We start from the raw sequence: 15,702 nt of genomic DNA, 5'->3' as shown, positions 1-15,702 counted from the left end.
ACATCGAGCCTGGGACCTCCGTCGAGGACCTCCGGGTGAGGATGCGGCAGGCCATGGAGGCCGTGGACCAGGGTGATGGCGTCATCATCATGGCCGACCTCTTCGGCGGCACTCCCTGCAAGGAGTCCCTGATGATGTGCTCGGAGCGCTGTCAGGCCGGCAAGGTCGAGGTGCTCGCGGGCGTCAACCTCCCCATGCTCCTGAAGGCCAACTCCCTGCGCTTGGAGGAACTGCCGCTGCCGGAGATGGCCTCGCAACTGGCTTCCTATGGGCAGCGCAATATCACCTGTGCTTCGGCCCTGTTGCGCGAGGCGCAGCAGCGTCAGCAGGCCGCGCAGGCCGTGCCGCGAACTTGACGGGCCCCCGAGGGTGGGCGATTCGAGACTGCTGTGATCTCCCTGGTCCGCGTCGACAACCGCCTCATTCATGGACAGGTCGTCGAGGCCTGGTTGCCCCATCTCAAGGTGTCCCGCGTCGTCGTCGCTGACGACGAGGCCGCCGCCAGCCCGCTGGTGCGCGCGGCCATGGCGCTCGCGGTGCAGAGCGCCATCGAGGTGCAGATTCTCCCCCTGGCGCAGGTGGACTTCGTGGGGGTCTCCAAGGACCCGGTGAAGACGCTGGTGCTGATGCGGGACGTGGCGGCGGTGCCCTTCTCCAAGGCGCAGGGGCTGAAGGTGGAGCACCTCAACCTGGGCAACGTGCACTTCGGCACGGGCCGGCGGCAGGTGTCGCCCTCCGTCTTCCTGGCCGAGTCCGAGCTCCAGGCGCTGGAGCGGCTGGCCCAGGAGGGAGTGCGGGTGGAGGCGCGCGCGGTGCCTGGCGAGAAGCCGGTGGAACTGGCCGAGCTCCAAGAGCGCTGGGGAAAGGCGGGGTGAGCCCGTGAACGTGGGCTGGACCCAGGTGGCGCTCGCTGGCGTCTGGGGCGGCCTCGTCGCGGTGGAGCGCAAGGCCTTCCTCCAGGCCATGTTCTCCCGGCCGCTGGTGGCGGCCACCGTCATGGGCCTGCTGCTCAACGACGTCACCTCGGGCCTGTTCACCGGCATGCTGCTGGAACTCTTCCACCTGGGCACGGCCAACCTGGGCGCCTCGCTGCCGGACAACGACACCCTGTCGGCCACGGCCACCTCGGCGGCGGCGGCCACCATGGCGGCGGCCACCGGCGCGGGCTCCACCCCGGCCCTCTGGTCGCTCGCGGTGCTCCTCTTCGTGGGCATGGGGCGCATCGGCCTGCGGGTGGACCGGGTGCTGGAGCGCTACTCGGGGCGGCTGGCGCGCAAGGCCCTGGCCTCGGCCGAGGCGGGCCAGCTCACCCTGGCCATGCAGCAGAACCTCTGGGGCATGTGGCCGCACTTCGTCCTCTTCGGGGCGATGACGGCCAGCTGCGCCCTGCTGGGCTTCTTCCTCGGGCCGCTGTTGGAGCGGATGCCCCTTCCCCTGCTGAGGGGCCTGGCGTGGGCCTACCCGGCGATGGCCTCGGTGGCGGCCGCCCTCGCCGCCCAGGGCAGCCATGCCCGGCGCGCGGCCGTGTACGCCAGCGTGGGGGCCGCCGTCGTCACCGTGGTCGTCGTCCTGTGCACCCTGAAGGGGCGGCTATGAGCCTGTTCAGCCCGCCCCTCACCCCGGGAGTGCTGCTGCGCGTCTTCCTGCGCTCGCTCTTCCTCCAGGCCTCGTGGAATCCCCAGGGCATGCAGAACCTGGGGCTGGCCTACGCCCTCTACCCCGCCCTGGAGCGGCTCTACCCGGAGAAGCAGGCGCTGGAGGCGGCGGTGCGCCGGCACCTCGTCTTCTTCAACACCCACCCCTACGTGGCGGCGGCCATCGTGGGCGGCGTCCTCTACCACGAGCAGCGCATCGCCCGGGGCGAGGAGCCACCGGACAAGGTGGTGGCCTTCAAGGCGGCCCTCATGGGTCCGCTGGCGGCGCTGGGGGACGGCTTCTTCTGGCTGTCGCTCAAGCCGGCCACGGGCGCGGTGTGCGCGGCGCTGGTGCCCGTGCTGGCCGCGTGGGCGGCGGTGCTCTTCCTCTTCCTCTACAACCTCGTCCACTTCACCCTGCGGGCCCGGCTCTACCTGCTGGGGCTGTCGCTGGGGGACAGGCTGGTGGAGGCGGTGGCCCGGGCCAACCTCCCCTCCCGGGGAGCCAAGCTGCGGGCGGTGGCGGCGGCGTGTGCGGGAGGGCTGGCGGCGTGGTTGGCCGTCAGCTTCGGGGCCAACGCGGGCGGCCGTTTCGCGCCCCTTCTTTCCGCGGGCTGTCTGGCCCTGGGGGTGGTGTCCTACCTCCTGGTCGCCCGTCGGGTTCCCAACTACGTGGTGCTCTACCTCGCCGCGGGACTGGCATGTGCGGCGGGGGCCTTCCTGTAGAAGAGGGAGAATAGGGACTGGCAATGTCGAGCGTGGCCGAAGGGACATTCGAAATCATCAACGCGCTGGGGCTGCACGCCCGGGCGGCGGCGCAGCTGGTGCAGGTGGCCAACCGCTACAAGAGCGAGGTGACGCTCCTGTGCGAGGGCCAGAAGGCCAATGCCAAGTCCATCATGGGCGTGCTGATGCTGGCGGCCGCCCAGGGCATGCACGTCACGGTGACGTGCAAGGGGGATGACGCCGAGGCGTGCCTCCAGGACATCCAGAAGCTCATCGCCAACAGGTTTGGCGAGTCGAAGTGAAGGCGTCCACGCGGCGACTCGCCGCAGATGAAGAAGGAACCGTGAGCAGCCAGGCCACTCCCACGTTGAACCTGAAGGGCATCGGCGCCTCGCCGGGCGTGGCGGTGGGCCACGCCTACATCCTGGACCGCAAGCGGGTGCGTACGCCCAAGCTGCGGTTGGCGGAGGCCGAGGTCGACCCCGAGCGGATGCGGATGAAGACGGCGTTGGACCTGTCCGACCGCCAGCTCTCCGAGCTCAAGGACCAGATCTCCAGGACGGAAGGGCCCGAGCACGCCCTCATCCTCGAGGCGCACCGGTTGATGCTCCACGACCCCATGTTCGTGGACGAGGTCAACCGGCTCATCGTCGAGGACCGCATCAACGCCGAGTGGGCGGTGAGGCGGGTGGCGCGCAAGATCAAGCACCTCTTCGACAACATCTCGGACGAGTACTTCCGCGAGCGACGCTCGGACGTGGAGTACGTGGCGGACCGGGTGGTGCGCAACCTGCTGGGGCAGGTGGTGGACGAGGAGGTGACGCTGCCGGACCACGCCGTGGTGGTGGCGCACGATCTGTCCCCGGCGGACGCGGCGCTGATGGTGCGCAGCGGGCGGGTGGCGGGCTTCGTCACGGACCTGGGCGGGCAGACGAGCCACACGGCCATCGTCGCGCGCGCCCGCTCCACGCCCGCGGTGGTGGGCGCGGGGCGGGCCAGTGAGCAGATCTCCCCGGGAGATCTGGTGGCGATGGACGGCTCGCGGGGAGTCGTCCTGGTGAACCCCACCGAGGACCAGCTCGAGCTCTTCCACGCGACGATGCGCCGGCATCAGGAGAGCGAGGCGCGGGCCCTGCAGGCCAAGGACCTGCCGGCGCAGAGCACGGACGGCTTCCGGATGCGGCTGGTGGGGAACATCGAGTTCCCGGAGGAGGTCCAGTCGCTGCTGGAGCATGGCGCGGAGGGCATCGGCCTGTACCGCACCGAGTTCATGTTCCTGGACCGCAAGAGCCCGCCCACCGAGGAGGAGCAGTACCGGGCCTACCGGCAGGTGCTGGAGGCGATGGGCGACAGGCCCGTCACCATCCGCACGCTGGACCTCGGCGGGGACAAGGTACCGGGCAAGGGCAAGCACGAGAAGGAGCCCAACCCGGCCATGGGGCTGCGGGCCATCCGCTACTGCCTGGCCAACCGGGAGCTGTTCCGTGTGCAGCTCCGGGCCCTGCTGCGGGCCAGCGTGCACGGGCACCTGCGGGTGATGTTCCCCCTCATCTGCGGCATGAGCGAGCTGCGCGAGGCTCGCAGCGAGCTGGAGGCGTGCCGCTCGGAGCTGGGGCGCGCGGGGGTGCCGATCGGCAACAAGCGCTTCTCGGTGGGCATCATGGTGGAGACGCCGAGCGCGGCGCTCATCGCGGACCGGCTCGCGCAGGAGGCGGACTTCTTCTCGGTGGGGACGAACGATCTCATCCAGTACTCGCTGGCCATCGACCGTCAGAACCGGGACGTGGCGTACCTGTACAAGCCGTTGCACCTCTCGGTGCTGCGAGCGCTCAAGAGCATCGTGACGGCGGCCAAGGACGCGAAAATCCCGGTGGCGATGTGCGGGGAGATGGCGGGAGACCCGCTGTACGCGCTGATGCTGCTGGCCCTGGGCTTCGACGAGCTGTCGATGACGGCGGGGCAGATTCCGACGGTGAAGGGCCTGGTGCGCCAGTCGAGCCGGGCCGAGGCGCAGCAATTGCTGGAGTCGGCGATGGACCTGACGACGGCGGAGGAGATCGAGCGCTTCATCCGCACCGAGATGGACCGGCGCTTCACGATGGACTGAGCCCGCTGAGGCTGTTCCCGGATGCCCCTGCGCGAAGGGGCGTCCGGCCCTCCAGGCGCGCCCGGTGCGAGTCCTCGCCCTCGGCTTCGAAGAGATGGGCCCCCGGTGAGCGTCCGGTACCAGGTGACGCCCCCGGAGCCATCGGCCAATTTCGACGCCGCCACCCTGGGCTACTCCAACGCGTTCAACTGCGTTTGGGCAATCTCCCGGTACAGTGGCACAACCTCGACGGCCAGCACGTCCTCGAACAACTTCCGCGCGCCCTGTCTATCCCCGGCGTCCTGAAGACGGCTGGCATCCACGATGGCGCGGGACAAGCGCCGAGAGCCTACGCGGATTTTCAGAGAAATCTTCGCCACGAGGGTTGCCGCGTCCGAAGGAGAGCAGAGGCCCTGTGTGGCGTCATCATCGGACAGCGCCACCTGCCGGGCTGCACGCCGTAACAGTGAGCCTGCACCGAGCCTAAGGACACTCATGCATCCGAGGCTAAGCCATAGGAATTGAGTCGCTTCGGGGGGGAGGTTCCGGCCGCGCTCGGGCGTAACTGGTCCGATGGTCGGACCAGTCGGCACGGCGCGGGGCCGGAAGGTGCCCCGTTCTTTGCTACAAGAGCACCCCTGATCTCTGAAGAGAGAGAGTCAGGGTGAGGGTGGGCCCATCTCAGGTCCCTCGTTCTTCTTGTGGTTCTCGTCCCCGTTCTCGGACCGGGCGGCGAGGTTCTCCTCGGAGATGACGCCGTACTTCTTCCGCAAGCGGCGGATGAGGCGCTCGAAGAAGCGCAGGCCCACGAGGGTGAAGAGGGAGAGCCCCACGGTGACGGTGGCGGGCATGTTGAAGCCGAGCCCGACGGAGAGCCCCACCGAGGCGGTGAGCCACAGGTTGGCGGCGGTGGTGAGGCCCTTGATGCTGGTACCGTGGCGGAGGATGGCGCCGCCGCCGAGGAATCCGATGCCGACGACGACCTGGCTGGCGATGCGGGTGACGTCGGCGCGGACCTCCTGGGGCGTATCGGGGCCGAGCGGCGCGGCGACGTAGAGGCTGGCCAGGGTGAAGAGGCAGGAGCCGAGACACACGAGGATATGGGTGCGCAGGCCCGCATCCTGACCGCGCACCTCTCGCTCGAAGCCGAGCGCGAAGCCGAGCCCGAAGGAGATGAGGAGCCTCAGGACGGCGGTGGTCTCGTCGATCAGCACGGGCGGGCTACTCCCCCAGCTCGATCTTCTCCTCGACGTCGGCCTCGCTGAGCTGGGGGCGGGGGAGGGTGTCGAGCGTGGCGCTCAAGAGTCGGAAGGTGGGGGCGACGTAGGGGGTGACGTCGGGGCCGAGCTCGCTGGTGTACTGGGCGGTGATCTCCTTGTAGCGGTCGTCCTCGGAGGGCCAGCTGCCGGCGGCCTCGGCGGCCCAGACCTCCTGGCCATCGCGGCAGCGCAGGAGCTGGGCCTTGACGGCGGCCTCGACGCCCTTGCCGGTACGCTTCACCTCGGGGGAGAGCCAGAGGATGCCCTCGAGGTTCTCGACGCACAGGCCCTTGAAGGAGGTGTCCTCGGGGGTGCCCGTGACGGCGAGGTTGCTCTTGGCGATGAAGTCGCGGTTCTGGTTGACGTAGCGGCGGGCGATGAGGCTCCACAGCTCGCCCACCTCCTGCTTGCCGTCGGGGAGCGGCTGGGTGACGACGACGAGCCGCTTCACCTGGGCCTTGTCCACGGTCTCGTAGTCGGGGCGGGTGCGGCTGTTCTTCACGGTGGAGCAGCCAGCGAGCAGCGCGAGTCCCAGCACGAGCGCGAGTCGGTTCATCGTCGGTGTCCTCTCCCGATTCCCCTCCCGGAGCGGGAGAGGGGCGCCCGGTTCTACACCACGCGGAGATTGGAAACGCACGTCCCCGCGCGGGACGTTCACTGCACCGCCATCATCACCAGGCGGGACAGCCCGTAGACGAGCACGGCCATGAGGGCGGCGGCGGGGATGGTGAACACCCACGCCCAGAGGATACGGCCGGCCATGCCCCACTTCACCGCGCGCCAACCCTTGGTGGCGCCCACGCCCACGATGGCGCCGGTGATGGTGTGCGTGGTGGACACGGGGATGCCCAGCTTCGCCAGCGCGATGATGGTGACGCCGCCTCCCGTCTCCGCGGCGAAGCCACCGATGGGCGCCAGCTTCGTCAGGCTGTGGCCCATCGTCTTCACGATGCGCCAGCCCCCGAAGAACGTCCCCAGGCCAATGGCCGCGTGGCACGAGATGATCATCCACCAGTCGATGTGGAAGGGCCGGTCCCTCCAGATGGTGCCGAAGAGCACCACCGCGATGATGCCCATCACCTTCTGGGCATCATTGGTGCCGTGGCTGTAGGAGAAGATGGCCGAGGACACGAGCTGAAGGCGCCGGAACCAGGTGTCCACCTTCAGGGGCGTCTGCTTGTGCACCGTCCAGGTGCTCGCCAGCATCAGCAACGTGCCGAGCACCATGCCGATGACGGGGGAGATCACGATGAAGGCGGCGATCTTCGCGATGCCCGAGCCCACCAGCCCGGCGAACCCGAGCACCGGCAGCGTGGCGCCAATCATCCCACCGGCCAGCGCATGCGAGGACGAGGAGGGCAGACCCCACCACCACGTGAGCAGGTTCCACGCGATGGCCCCCATCAGCGCCGAGAAGATGACGATCAGCACGGCTTCCGGGCCCTGGGCACGCAGCAGGTCGAAGTTGATGATGCCCTTGCCCATGGTGTTGGCCACCTTCACCTCACCGGCGAACGCCGCGATGAAGTTGAAGAAGGCGGCCCAGGCCACCGCCAGGTTCGGCGACAGCACCCGCGTGGACACCACGGTGGCGATCGAGTTGGCCGCGTCGTGAAAGCCGTTGATGAAGTCGAAGACGAGCGCGACCGCGACGATGAGGATGACGGCGGTGAGCAGCATCTCAGGAGTGCTCCAGGACCACGCCCTCGATGACGTTGGCCACGTCCTGACACTTGTCCGTGGCCGTCTCGATGAGGTCGTAGATCTCCTTCCACTTGATGATCGTCAGCGGATCCGCCCCGCTCTTGAACAGCCGGCCGAGGCCCGCGCGCAGCGCTTCGTCCGCCTCGCTCTCCAGGCGCTTGATGTCCTTGCAGCCCGCGAGGATCTGCTCCGGCTTCTTGATGAGCCGCAGCGCCCCTACCACTTCCTTCACCTTCTCCGCGCAGAGCACCAGCACCCGCGCCAGCTCGGTGGCGTCCGGCTGGCTCGTTTCGATCTCGTAGTACTGGAGCCGGGCCGCCGCGGCGTTGGTCAGGTCCAGCACGTCGTCGATGCGCGAGAGCAGCGAGTGGATCTGCCCCCGGTCGAACGGGGTGATGAACTGCTTGTGCAGCCGGTTGAACGCGGTGTGCGTCACCTCGTCGCCCCTGTGCTCCACGTCCTTGAGGGCCTGGACCTTGGTGGCCACGTCCCGGTAGTCGCTCAGCAGGGCGTGCAGCATGCGCGCGCCTTCCACCGTCACGGCACACTGGGCATCGAAGTCGTCGAAGAACTCGTCCGACTTGGGCATCAGCTTCTCGAGCATCGTGCTTCTCCTCGGTCCGGACGTAACGCGGGGCGTAGACCGTCCGTTGGGGTGTGACTACCTCACCTGGAAAGAGATGCCAGCACTAAAAAAAGACAGGTCCGGCGGTGCCGGACGCACCCACCTCGGGGCTTCTTCTCCCGAGTGACGCCCTCGGGGTTGTGACACTTTCGTGACACCTCCCCGGCCAGGGGGCTCAGACCTTGTAGAGCAGGTCCATGTACTTCTTGAGCAGGTCGCTCAAGAGCCCCCGGAAGGGCACGGTGGCCGCCATGCCGTAGACGGGCGCCATGGTGCCCTTCTCGCCGGGGTTGGCGCGCACGTGCTCGACGGCGGCCCGCAGGTCCGCGAGGAAGCGGTCGACGACGCCGGGCTGCGCGTGGCGCAGGGTGACGCACAGGTGGACCGCGGGCGGCTTGTGCAGGCCGTTGAGGTTCCAGCCGTGCGCGCCCAGCCGCTCCATGACCTTGTAGATGTCCAGGGTGGGCGAGCCGAAGGCGATGACGAAGAGAGGATCACCCAGCACGTGCAGGTCGGGCATGTCCCGGATGCCGCGCTTGATGGCGTCGGCGGCCTCCAGGATGCGGCGGGTGGCATCGAGGTAACCCTGCTCGCCCGTGGACACGAGGGTGGCCCAGGCGGCGGCGATGAGGGCACCGGGGCGGCTGCCGGAGAAGGTGGGGGAGAAGTAGATGCCGCCGGGCCACTCGGTGGCGGTGAAGTACTGGTGCGAGCGCAGCTCGGTGCCTCGGTAGAGCACCACGGAGGTGCCCTTGGCCGCGTAGCCGAACTTGTGCGTGTCCGCGGACATGGACGTCACGCCGGGCAGGCGGAAGTCGAAGGGGGGCACCGGGTAGCCGAGCTTCCTGGCCCAGGGCAGTACGAAGCCGCCCAGGCACGCGTCGGTGTGGAAGCCGATGCCCCGCTTGCGCGCCAGCTCGGACAGCTCCTCGATGGGGTCGATGACGCCGTGGGGGAAGGACGGCGCCGAGCCGATGACGACGATGGTGTTGCGGGTGAGGGCCTTGCGCGTGGCCTTCACGTCGGCGCGGTAGTCCGGCCCCACGGGCACGCGCACCATCTTGATGCCGAAGTAGTGCGCGGCCTTGTCGAAGGCGGGGTGCGCGCGGGTGGGGGCGACCATCTCGGGCCGGGTGATGCCCTTCGTCGCCCGCGCCCAATCCCGGTACGTCTTCATCGCTAGCATGATGCTCTCGGTGCCACCCGACGAGAGGGAGCCGCAGATGTGCTCCTCGGGGGCGCGGCCCGCGTTGGCCTCGGCGGCGCCGAGCATGCTCGCCGTCATGGCCACCACCTCGGCCTCGAACTTGGTGGCGCTGGGAAAGAGGTCCGAGTGCAGCGGGTTGCTCTGCGAGTTGAGGGCGTATACGCGGTTGAGGAAGTCGATGTGCTCGGAGTCCCCGTGGTACACGGCGCCCGACACGAAGCCCTCCTTCCAGCGCTCGTGCTCCTTGGCCTCCATGACGCCCATCTTGTTCAGCACCTCCTCGTGGGAGAGGCCCTGGGCGGGGAGCGTGTCGAAGGAGGGGAACTGGCCGCGGTAGGGCTTCAGGCCGTGCTCCAGGTCGGCCAGCATCGAGTCCGTCTCCTTGGCCAGCCGGTCGCGCAGCAGGGGGACGTTCTTGAGGTAGCGCTCGGCCGCCGAGAGGAGGCGGGGAGGCACGTGGTTGAGGAGTTGGGTTCCGAGCTCGGGCAGCTTCATGCCGTTCTCCCTGGGGTCCTGACTCGATTGAGCCGTGCGAAGATGGCTTTGTTCTGCTTGTAGAGGTTCACGAACTCACCGAAGAGCTCGTCGTAGAGCGCGCGGTTCTTGGGGTTGGGTTCGTAGGTGTTCGCGATGTGGACGAGTTGGGGAATCTCGTCCACCGAGAGGTGTCCGAGCGCCACCGCCGCCTGGAACGCGGCGCCGCGCGCGTTGGCCATCACGGGCTCGTCCACCTGCTGAATCTGTCGGTCGAGGACGTCCGCCTGAATCTGGCACCACAGCTTCGAGCGGGCGCCGCCCCCGATGATGCGGATGGAGTCCAGCCTGCGGCCGACGAACTTCTCCACGTAGGTGAAGAGCCAGCGCGAGTTGTAGGCCACGCCCTCCAGCACGGCGCGCACCATGTGGCCGCGGGTCGTCTTGAGGGACTGGTTGAAGAAGCCCCCGCGCAGCCGCTGGTCGTCCACCGGGCTGCGCTCGCCGTTGAGCCAGGGCATGAAGATGAGCTGCTCGCTCCCCGCGGGGACGCGCTCGGCCTCCCTCTCGAGCACCTTGTAGAGGTCCACCGGGTCAGGGCCCTGGCCGCCGGGGGGGAGCGCCTCGTGGCCGAAGAGGATGTTGTCCTTGAGCAAGGAGAGGCAGATGCCAGCGGACTCCTGCTCGTTGGTGAGCAGGGAGCGGCCGGGCAGCGCCGAGGGCAGGGTGCCCATCTGGTGGAGGACGTCCGTCTTCTTGTACGGCACGTGGCAGCTCAGCCAGGAGGAGGTGCCGATGCAGAGGTGGGCCTCGTGGTCGCGCACCGCGCCCGAGCCCACGGCGGCGGCGAGGATGTCCGGGGCGCCGGAGACGACCTGCACGCTCTCGCTCAAGCCGAGCGAGCGGGCGGCTTCGGGCTGGAGCGGGCCGAGCACGGTGGCGGGGGGCACCAGGTCGGGCAGCTTCTCGCGTGGGAGGCCCGTCATCTTGAGGAGGCGCTCGTCGTAGCGGACGCGCGAGAGGTCCCGGTTGTCGGTGACCCAGTGGACGGTGATGGTGTCGTAGGAGGACGCCATCCGGCCGCACAGCCGGAAGTTGAGCCAGTCCTTGGGCTCCAGGAACTTGTAGGTGTCGCGGTAGAGGTCGGGGTGCTCGCTCTGGAGGTAGAGGATGTGGCCGAGCGAGTCCTTTCCCGAGAGGGTGGGGGCGCCGCCGGTGAGCCGGACCCAGGAGAGCAGCTTGGCGGCGCCGTAGCCCTCGATGGGCATGAGCCCGTGGGCGACGCGCCGCACGTGGCGCTCCCCGCGCGAGTCCATCCAGGTGAGGGCGCGGCGCAGGGGCTTGCCGGCCTCGTCGACGGGGACGGTGCCAGCCCACTGGGAGCTGATGTTGACGCCGATGATGTCGCTGGCCGAGACGATGCCCTTGTCCAGCATCCGGCGGGTGGCGCGGACGATGGCGGACCACCAGGCTTCGGGGTCCTGCTCGGCGCCCCCGTCGGGCAGCAGGTCGAGCTTCTGTGGTTCCACCTCACTGCCGAGGATTCTTCCCCGGGTGGTGATGACCGCCAGCTTCACGGCCGAGGTCCCGAGGTCGATGGCCAGGATGGATGCGTTGGCTGGAGTGGGCACCCGGGTAATCTAACGAGCCGGAGCCTCCCGTGGGCCAGAAAGGCCGGCCCGTGAACGTCGCCTACCGGAAAGCGATGGGGTCCCAGAGGGGCATGGAATTGTGCTCGGTCTCGCTCGTTATCTCTTGGGACGCTGGAGCGCCTGCTATGTTCGGCGCGGACGCATGCAGGGGAGTGGCGGGTGTCTTTCCTCGATAAATTGAGCGAGTACCTCCGGGACATGGCGCCATCTCCCGGGCGCCCGAAGGTTGCTGCTGTTCCAATCATCATTGACCCAGCTTTTGCTCGCAGTGCGCTCATTCGCGCGTTGGAGCGGTTGGAGCAGGTGCACGGAACTGCAAAGGAGAGCCCGTATAAACTTAGCCCCGAGCAACTCTTCAAGAGGTGGCAGCAGGACGACAGAGTGGTTCGGTTCTCCAGGCGCATGGCGCAACTCCTGCGTGCGAGCATCGGTAGGAATGCTTCACAAGAGGAGATTGAGTCCTGGATCGAACTGGCTATTGCTCGGCAAGTGGGTCTGAGTGATGGGCTGTCCAGCCGGATTCGTACGCTGGAGATAGATCGGCTCGCGGAGGTGGCTTGGCAGGGTGTGTCGACGTTACAAACTGAGACCATCGACGTTGCTGCATACGCTGCGGCTATTCGAGCGACGCGGGGAGTTGGCGCGGTAGTTGCCCTGACGCCGATCGGCCGTGTCTTCCTTGAACTCACAGGACGAGATGCGATTCGCTGGCTTCTTCACGTCGAGGCCGCCCAATCCTTCGGACCCGCCGATCCATGGCGGCTCAGTCGCGAGTCAGCCAGGATGCTGGTGCGCCAGACGTCTTGGAACTTCTATTGGGGGCAGGAGCCAGAAGGCCTCCCCCACGCAGAGACGTTTCGACGGATGGAGGCCCTCGGGCTTGTGTCTAGCTTCGATGATGAGGACAGAGGGCACACGGACCTTGGTGTTCTTCCCCTGGGAGAGGTGCTTCTCGCCGAAATCGCGAGGCAGGAGGAGTCGCCGATGTCAGTTCTGGCGGGCTCCCTCATCACTGACCTGACGTTGTCCACGGCAGATGCGGCGGCAGAGCGGACAGCGGAGAGTACATCCGATGTGCAGGTCAGTGCCGTGGCTGAGGCGACGGCCCGCCATTCGCGCATGGTGGCCCACGAAATCCGTAACATGCTCGTTCCGGTCAAGACGGCATTGGGAGCGCTCTACCGGGAGGTCCTGATAGCGGAGCAGCCCGGAGAGGTGGTGTCCCGCCGGAGTCAGGGCATTGACCGTGGTATCGACTCCGTCTTCCGCTTCATCGAACAGCTTGTTGAGCTTTCGCGGTTCGCGGCGACGCCACCGGAAGCCTTCGACCTGTTGCCGGTGATTCGCGATGCGATCTCCGCCGTCGAGAACGAAGCGGGACAGCGCATCGAGCAGGTGCTACCGGCCACGTTGCCACTCGTCTCAGGCCACCGGGCGCGAGTGGTCATGGCGCTCACCAACGTTTTGCGCAACGCGGCCCAGGCGGTTCCGCCCGAATCCCCCGCCATTCACATCCAGGCCGAAGCGGTCGAGGGCGCAAGCGCCGTACGAATCTCTGTTGAGGACAACGGCCCGGGGGTCCCCGAGTCGTTACGACGAGCCATCTTCGAGGAGGGCTTTTCCCTGCGAGGAGGCAGTGGACTTGGCCTTGCGCTCGTCCGGGAGGTGTTCGAGAAGGAGATGAAGGGCCTGGTTGCCTGCGATGCCTCACCCCTCGGTGGCGCGCGCTTCGTGATGCGGATACCCACCACTGGTATGGAGCGGCCATGAACCCGACCGGAAAAATCCTCCTCGTCGATGACGAGCCGGCGTTCCTCGAGACCTACCGCACCATCCTCGCCACCGAGGGCTACAACGTGGATGCGGTCATGGACGGTCCCTCGGCGCTCGCCAAATTGGAGCAGCCGGGGTGGGACCTGGTCCTGCTCGACCGCAAGCTCCAGGGACGTTTTGGTCCGGACACAGGGCTGGACCTGATCCAAGGCATCCGTCAGCGGGCTCCCGAGGCGAAGGTCATCCTCGTGACGGGGGTGGCCGATGCGGAATCGGTGAACCGCGCCTTCACAGCCGGTGCCTACGACTACCTGGAGAAGAACGCCTACTTCGAGGCCATGCTCAAGGTGAAGGTTCGTCACGCGCTGGAGGCGGCGCGCGAGCGGCGGATGGCGGCCTTGGCCAACGGCAAGCGGGAGGAGACCATCCGTGAGCTGTGGCACGGGGTTCGGACCGAGCGCGATCCATCCATCAAGGGGGCGCTGCTCGAAGATCTGGTCGCGCTCTTGTTCAAGTCGATTCCCGGTTTCGAGCGTACCCAGACCAACCGCAAGAGCTTGGACGAGGAGATCGACATCGTCATTCCCAATGAGTCGACCGACCCGTTCTGGATCCAAGCGCACTCGCAGTACATCCTCGGGGAGTGCAAGAACTGGTCGAAGCCGGTCGAGCGCAAGGAACTCGACATCTTCCTCAAGAAGATCGAACGGCGTTTTGGTCGTTGCCAGCTCGGGTTCTTCATCTCCATTGGCGGCTTCGCCAAGGGATTCGAAAGTAGCCTGGCGGCGGAACGCTCGGGGGAGTTCCTCGTCGTCACGCTCGATGCCGCGCGCGTGGATGAACTAGTCCAGGCCCGCGACCGCAACGCGAAGTTGAAGGAACTCCACGCCCGCGCGCTCATGGCCAGCGCCAAGGACTCCGAGTAGGGTCCCTGGTGTGCGTGCCCCCATGATGCTGAGCGAGCACCTCCAGTCATCCGTCGCGCCCCGCCCCGGTCGCGCGGGAGACGCGAGGCTCGCTTTCGAGCGCGTGGGAAACCGGACCGTGGTGCGCACCGCGCTCGCGCACAGCCCCTTGCGGCTGCTGACGCCGCGCAACCACGGGCATGCCGCCTGGGTCTACACCAGCTCGCTCGGTGGGGGATTGGTGGATGGAGACCACCTCTCCGTGGAGCTGGACGTGGCCGAGGGCGCCACCGTGCTGCTGTCGAGCCAGGGTGCCAACCGCGTCTACCGCTCGCCGCGTGGCTGTCGGAGCGAGCTGTCGGCACGCGTGGCCCCGGGCGCGCTGCTCGCGCTGGTGCCGGACCCCACCGCGTGCTTCACCGGGGCCCGGTACACGCAGCGCCAGGACGTGCAGCTCGCCCCGGGCGCCTCGCTCGTCCTGATGGAGGTACTCACCGCCGGCCGCAGCGCCAACGGCGAGCGCTGGGCCTTCACGCACTACACCTCCTCGCTCCGCGTCCACCGCGAGGGACGGGCGCTGCTCGACGAGCGCTGGTTGCTCGACCCGGCCCATGGGGCGCTGCCCGAGCGCCTCGGCCGCTTCGACGCGCTCGGTACCGTGCTCCTCGTGGGGCCCGCCCTGGACTCCGCCCGCGAGGCGCTCTCCGGGCACGTGGGCGCCCTGCCCGTCACCCCTCGCTCCGGGCTCGTCTGCTCCGCCAGCTCGCTCGGGCCCGACGGCCTGGTGCTCCGGGTGGCGGCCAGCTCCGTCGAGGCCCTCCTGCGCACCACCCGCCAGTGGCTGTCCTTCCTGCCCGCCCTGCTCGGTGATGACCCGTGGGCACGCCGGGCGTAGAACCAAACCTCCGCTGGTTGTGAATGACGCATCGCGCTAGGGTGGCCCCGACCCGTCCAGGCCCGTTCCTGGAGGGTCCACCCGGAGGGGCGCATGCACCTGTCACCGCGGGAAATCGACAAGCTGCTGCTGCACGGCGCGGGCTTCCTGGCCCAGAAGCGCCTGGCGCGGGGGCTGCGGCTCAACTACCCCGAGGCGGTGGCGCTCATCGCCACCCAGCTTCTCGAGTTCATCCGTGATGGCCGGAGCGTGGCCGAGCTGATGGACCTGGGGCGGCGGATGTTGGGGCGCGCGCAGGTGATGGAGGGCGTGCCGGAGATGATCGCCGAGGTGCAGGTGGAGGGCACCTTCCCGGACGGCTCGAAGCTGGTGACGGTGCACCACCCCGTCGAGGTCGAGCACGGCGACCTGTCGCTGGCGCTCCACGGCAGCTTCCTGCCCGTGCCTCCGCTGGAGCGCTTCCAGCGTGCGCCGCACGAGGAGCTTCGACCTGGCGAGGTGCTCGTGCAGCCGGGCGAGCTGGTGCTCAACGAGGGCCGGGACGCCGTCACCGTGGAGGTCACCAACCGGGGAGACCGTCCCGTGCAGGTGGGCAGCCACTACCCCTTCTTCGAGACGAACCGGGCGCTCGTCTTCAACCGGCGCGAGGCGTACGGGCGGCGGCTGGACATCCCGGCGGGCACGGCGGTGCGCTTCGAGCCCGGGGAGAAGAAGACGGTCTCGCTGGTCGCCATCGCGGGGGCGCGGGTGGTGGGAGGGGGC

Annotated in this window: 17 protein-coding genes; 10 read left to right on the top strand and 7 right to left on the bottom strand. The window is 68.2% G+C overall.

Translation table 11 applies throughout. The features are described 5' to 3' along the window. From VF794_RS01745 to ptsP, 6 genes are all read left to right on the top strand, one after another. The coding region (locus tag VF794_RS01745; RefSeq protein ID WP_331107074.1) for a PTS mannose transporter subunit IID at positions 1-356 on the top strand (356 nt) is incomplete at its 5' end. Positions 357-389: 33 nt separating this feature from the next. Continuing rightward, positions 390-875, top strand: a complete 486-nt coding sequence (locus VF794_RS01740; protein ID WP_331107072.1) for a PTS sugar transporter subunit IIB — start codon at positions 390-392, stop codon at positions 873-875. A 4-nt stretch (positions 876-879) separates the two neighbouring features. Then, a complete protein-coding gene (locus VF794_RS01735; RefSeq protein ID WP_331107070.1) occupies positions 880-1,596 on the top strand; it encodes a PTS sugar transporter subunit IIC in 717 nt (238 codons plus the stop codon). Beyond that, the gene (locus VF794_RS01730; RefSeq protein WP_414640856.1) at positions 1,593-2,360 is read left to right on the top strand and encodes a PTS system mannose/fructose/sorbose family transporter subunit IID; all 768 of its coding nucleotides are present in this window, start codon (positions 1,593-1,595) and stop codon (positions 2,358-2,360) included. The genes VF794_RS01735 and VF794_RS01730 overlap by 4 nt, the downstream gene beginning before the upstream one ends. 23 nt (positions 2,361-2,383) lie before the next feature. Further along, a complete protein-coding gene (locus VF794_RS01725; RefSeq protein ID WP_331107068.1) occupies positions 2,384-2,662 on the top strand; it encodes an HPr family phosphocarrier protein in 279 nt (92 codons plus the stop codon). 41 nt (positions 2,663-2,703) lie between these two features. Further along, positions 2,704-4,467, top strand: coding sequence for a phosphoenolpyruvate--protein phosphotransferase (gene ptsP / locus VF794_RS01720; protein WP_331107066.1), 1,764 nt, complete (start codon positions 2,704-2,706; stop codon positions 4,465-4,467). A 170-nt stretch (positions 4,468-4,637) separates the two neighbouring features. Here the strand turns inward: ptsP and VF794_RS01715 are convergent, their stop codons facing one another. The 7 genes from VF794_RS01715 to VF794_RS01685 all read right to left on the bottom strand — a co-directional run bounded on the left by VF794_RS01715 (position 4,638) and on the right by VF794_RS01685 (position 11,346). Then, positions 4,638-4,943, bottom strand: coding sequence for a DUSAM domain-containing protein (locus tag VF794_RS01715; protein WP_331107064.1), 306 nt, complete (start codon positions 4,941-4,943; stop codon positions 4,638-4,640). Positions 4,944-5,105: 162 nt separating this feature from the next. Next, positions 5,106-5,660 carry an MgtC/SapB family protein gene (locus VF794_RS01710; RefSeq protein ID WP_331107062.1) on the bottom strand — a complete coding sequence of 185 codons (555 nt, stop codon included), beginning with the start codon at positions 5,658-5,660 and terminating at the stop codon, positions 5,106-5,108. A 7-nt stretch (positions 5,661-5,667) separates the two neighbouring features. After that, the gene (locus VF794_RS01705) at positions 5,668-6,261 is read right to left on the bottom strand and encodes an MXAN_6521/LA_1396 family lipoprotein (RefSeq protein WP_331107060.1); all 594 of its coding nucleotides are present in this window, start codon (positions 6,259-6,261) and stop codon (positions 5,668-5,670) included. A 98-nt stretch (positions 6,262-6,359) separates the two neighbouring features. Then, entirely contained in the window at positions 6,360-7,385 is a 1,026-nt protein-coding gene (locus VF794_RS01700) for an inorganic phosphate transporter (protein ID WP_331107058.1), read from the bottom strand. A 1-nt stretch (position 7,386) separates the two neighbouring features. Continuing rightward, complete coding sequence (locus VF794_RS01695; RefSeq protein WP_331107056.1) at positions 7,387-8,013, bottom strand: DUF47 domain-containing protein; 627 nt, start codon at positions 8,011-8,013, stop codon at positions 7,387-7,389. Between the two features lie 196 nt (positions 8,014-8,209). After that, positions 8,210-9,736: an aminotransferase class V-fold PLP-dependent enzyme gene (locus VF794_RS01690; protein WP_331107054.1), complete on the bottom strand. Its 1,527-nt coding sequence runs from the start codon at positions 9,734-9,736 to the stop codon at positions 8,210-8,212. After that, positions 9,733-11,346 carry an FGGY-family carbohydrate kinase gene (locus tag VF794_RS01685; RefSeq protein WP_331107052.1) on the bottom strand — a complete coding sequence of 538 codons (1,614 nt, stop codon included), beginning with the start codon at positions 11,344-11,346 and terminating at the stop codon, positions 9,733-9,735. Before VF794_RS01685 ends, VF794_RS01690 begins: the two co-directional genes overlap by 4 nt. A 180-nt stretch (positions 11,347-11,526) precedes the next feature. Here VF794_RS01685 and VF794_RS01680 point away from each other — a divergent pair, with 180 nt between their 5' ends. The 4 genes from VF794_RS01680 to ureA form a co-directional block, all read left to right on the top strand. Continuing rightward, on the top strand, positions 11,527-13,137 hold the full coding sequence (locus tag VF794_RS01680) for a HAMP domain-containing sensor histidine kinase (protein WP_331107050.1): 1,611 nt from the start codon (positions 11,527-11,529) through the stop codon (positions 13,135-13,137). Continuing rightward, a complete protein-coding gene (locus tag VF794_RS01675) occupies positions 13,134-14,066 on the top strand; it encodes a response regulator (protein ID WP_331107048.1) in 933 nt (310 codons plus the stop codon). Before VF794_RS01680 ends, VF794_RS01675 begins: the two co-directional genes overlap by 4 nt. 22 nt (positions 14,067-14,088) lie before the next feature. After that, entirely contained in the window at positions 14,089-14,940 is an 852-nt protein-coding gene (locus VF794_RS01670; RefSeq protein WP_331107046.1) for an urease accessory protein UreD, read from the top strand. Positions 14,941-15,033: 93 nt separating this feature from the next. Continuing rightward, on the top strand, positions 15,034-15,702 hold a 669-nt coding region (gene ureA / locus VF794_RS01665), incomplete at its 3' end, for an urease subunit gamma (RefSeq protein ID WP_331107045.1).

It is taken from the genome of Archangium sp. (genome assembly GCF_036389735.1).
Lineage (GTDB): Bacteria > Myxococcota > Myxococcia > Myxococcales > Myxococcaceae > Archangium.
This window is presented reverse-complemented; position numbering and strand designations above follow the sequence as displayed.

What these genes read in the sequence shown, in the direction of transcription:
- VF794_RS01730 (WP_414640856.1), top strand. Translation starts at nt 1,593, where the DNA reads ATGAGCCTGTTCAGCCCGCCCCTCACCCCGGGAGTGCTGCTGCGCGTC.
- VF794_RS01725 (WP_331107068.1), top strand. Translation starts at nt 2,384, where the DNA reads ATGTCGAGCGTGGCCGAAGGGACATTCGAAATCATCAACGCGCTGGGG.
- VF794_RS01715 (WP_331107064.1), bottom strand. Translation starts at nt 4,943, where the DNA reads ATGAGTGTCCTTAGGCTCGGTGCAGGCTCACTGTTACGGCGTGCAGCC.
- VF794_RS01705 (WP_331107060.1), bottom strand. Translation starts at nt 6,261, where the DNA reads ATGAACCGACTCGCGCTCGTGCTGGGACTCGCGCTGCTCGCTGGCTGC.
- VF794_RS01700 (WP_331107058.1), bottom strand. Translation starts at nt 7,385, where the DNA reads ATGCTGCTCACCGCCGTCATCCTCATCGTCGCGGTCGCGCTCGTCTTC.
- VF794_RS01695 (WP_331107056.1), bottom strand. Translation starts at nt 8,013, where the DNA reads ATGCTCGAGAAGCTGATGCCCAAGTCGGACGAGTTCTTCGACGACTTC.
- VF794_RS01690 (WP_331107054.1), bottom strand. Translation starts at nt 9,736, where the DNA reads ATGAAGCTGCCCGAGCTCGGAACCCAACTCCTCAACCACGTGCCTCCC.
- VF794_RS01675 (WP_331107048.1), top strand. Translation starts at nt 13,134, where the DNA reads ATGAACCCGACCGGAAAAATCCTCCTCGTCGATGACGAGCCGGCGTTC.
- VF794_RS01670 (WP_331107046.1), top strand. Translation starts at nt 14,089, where the DNA reads ATGATGCTGAGCGAGCACCTCCAGTCATCCGTCGCGCCCCGCCCCGGT.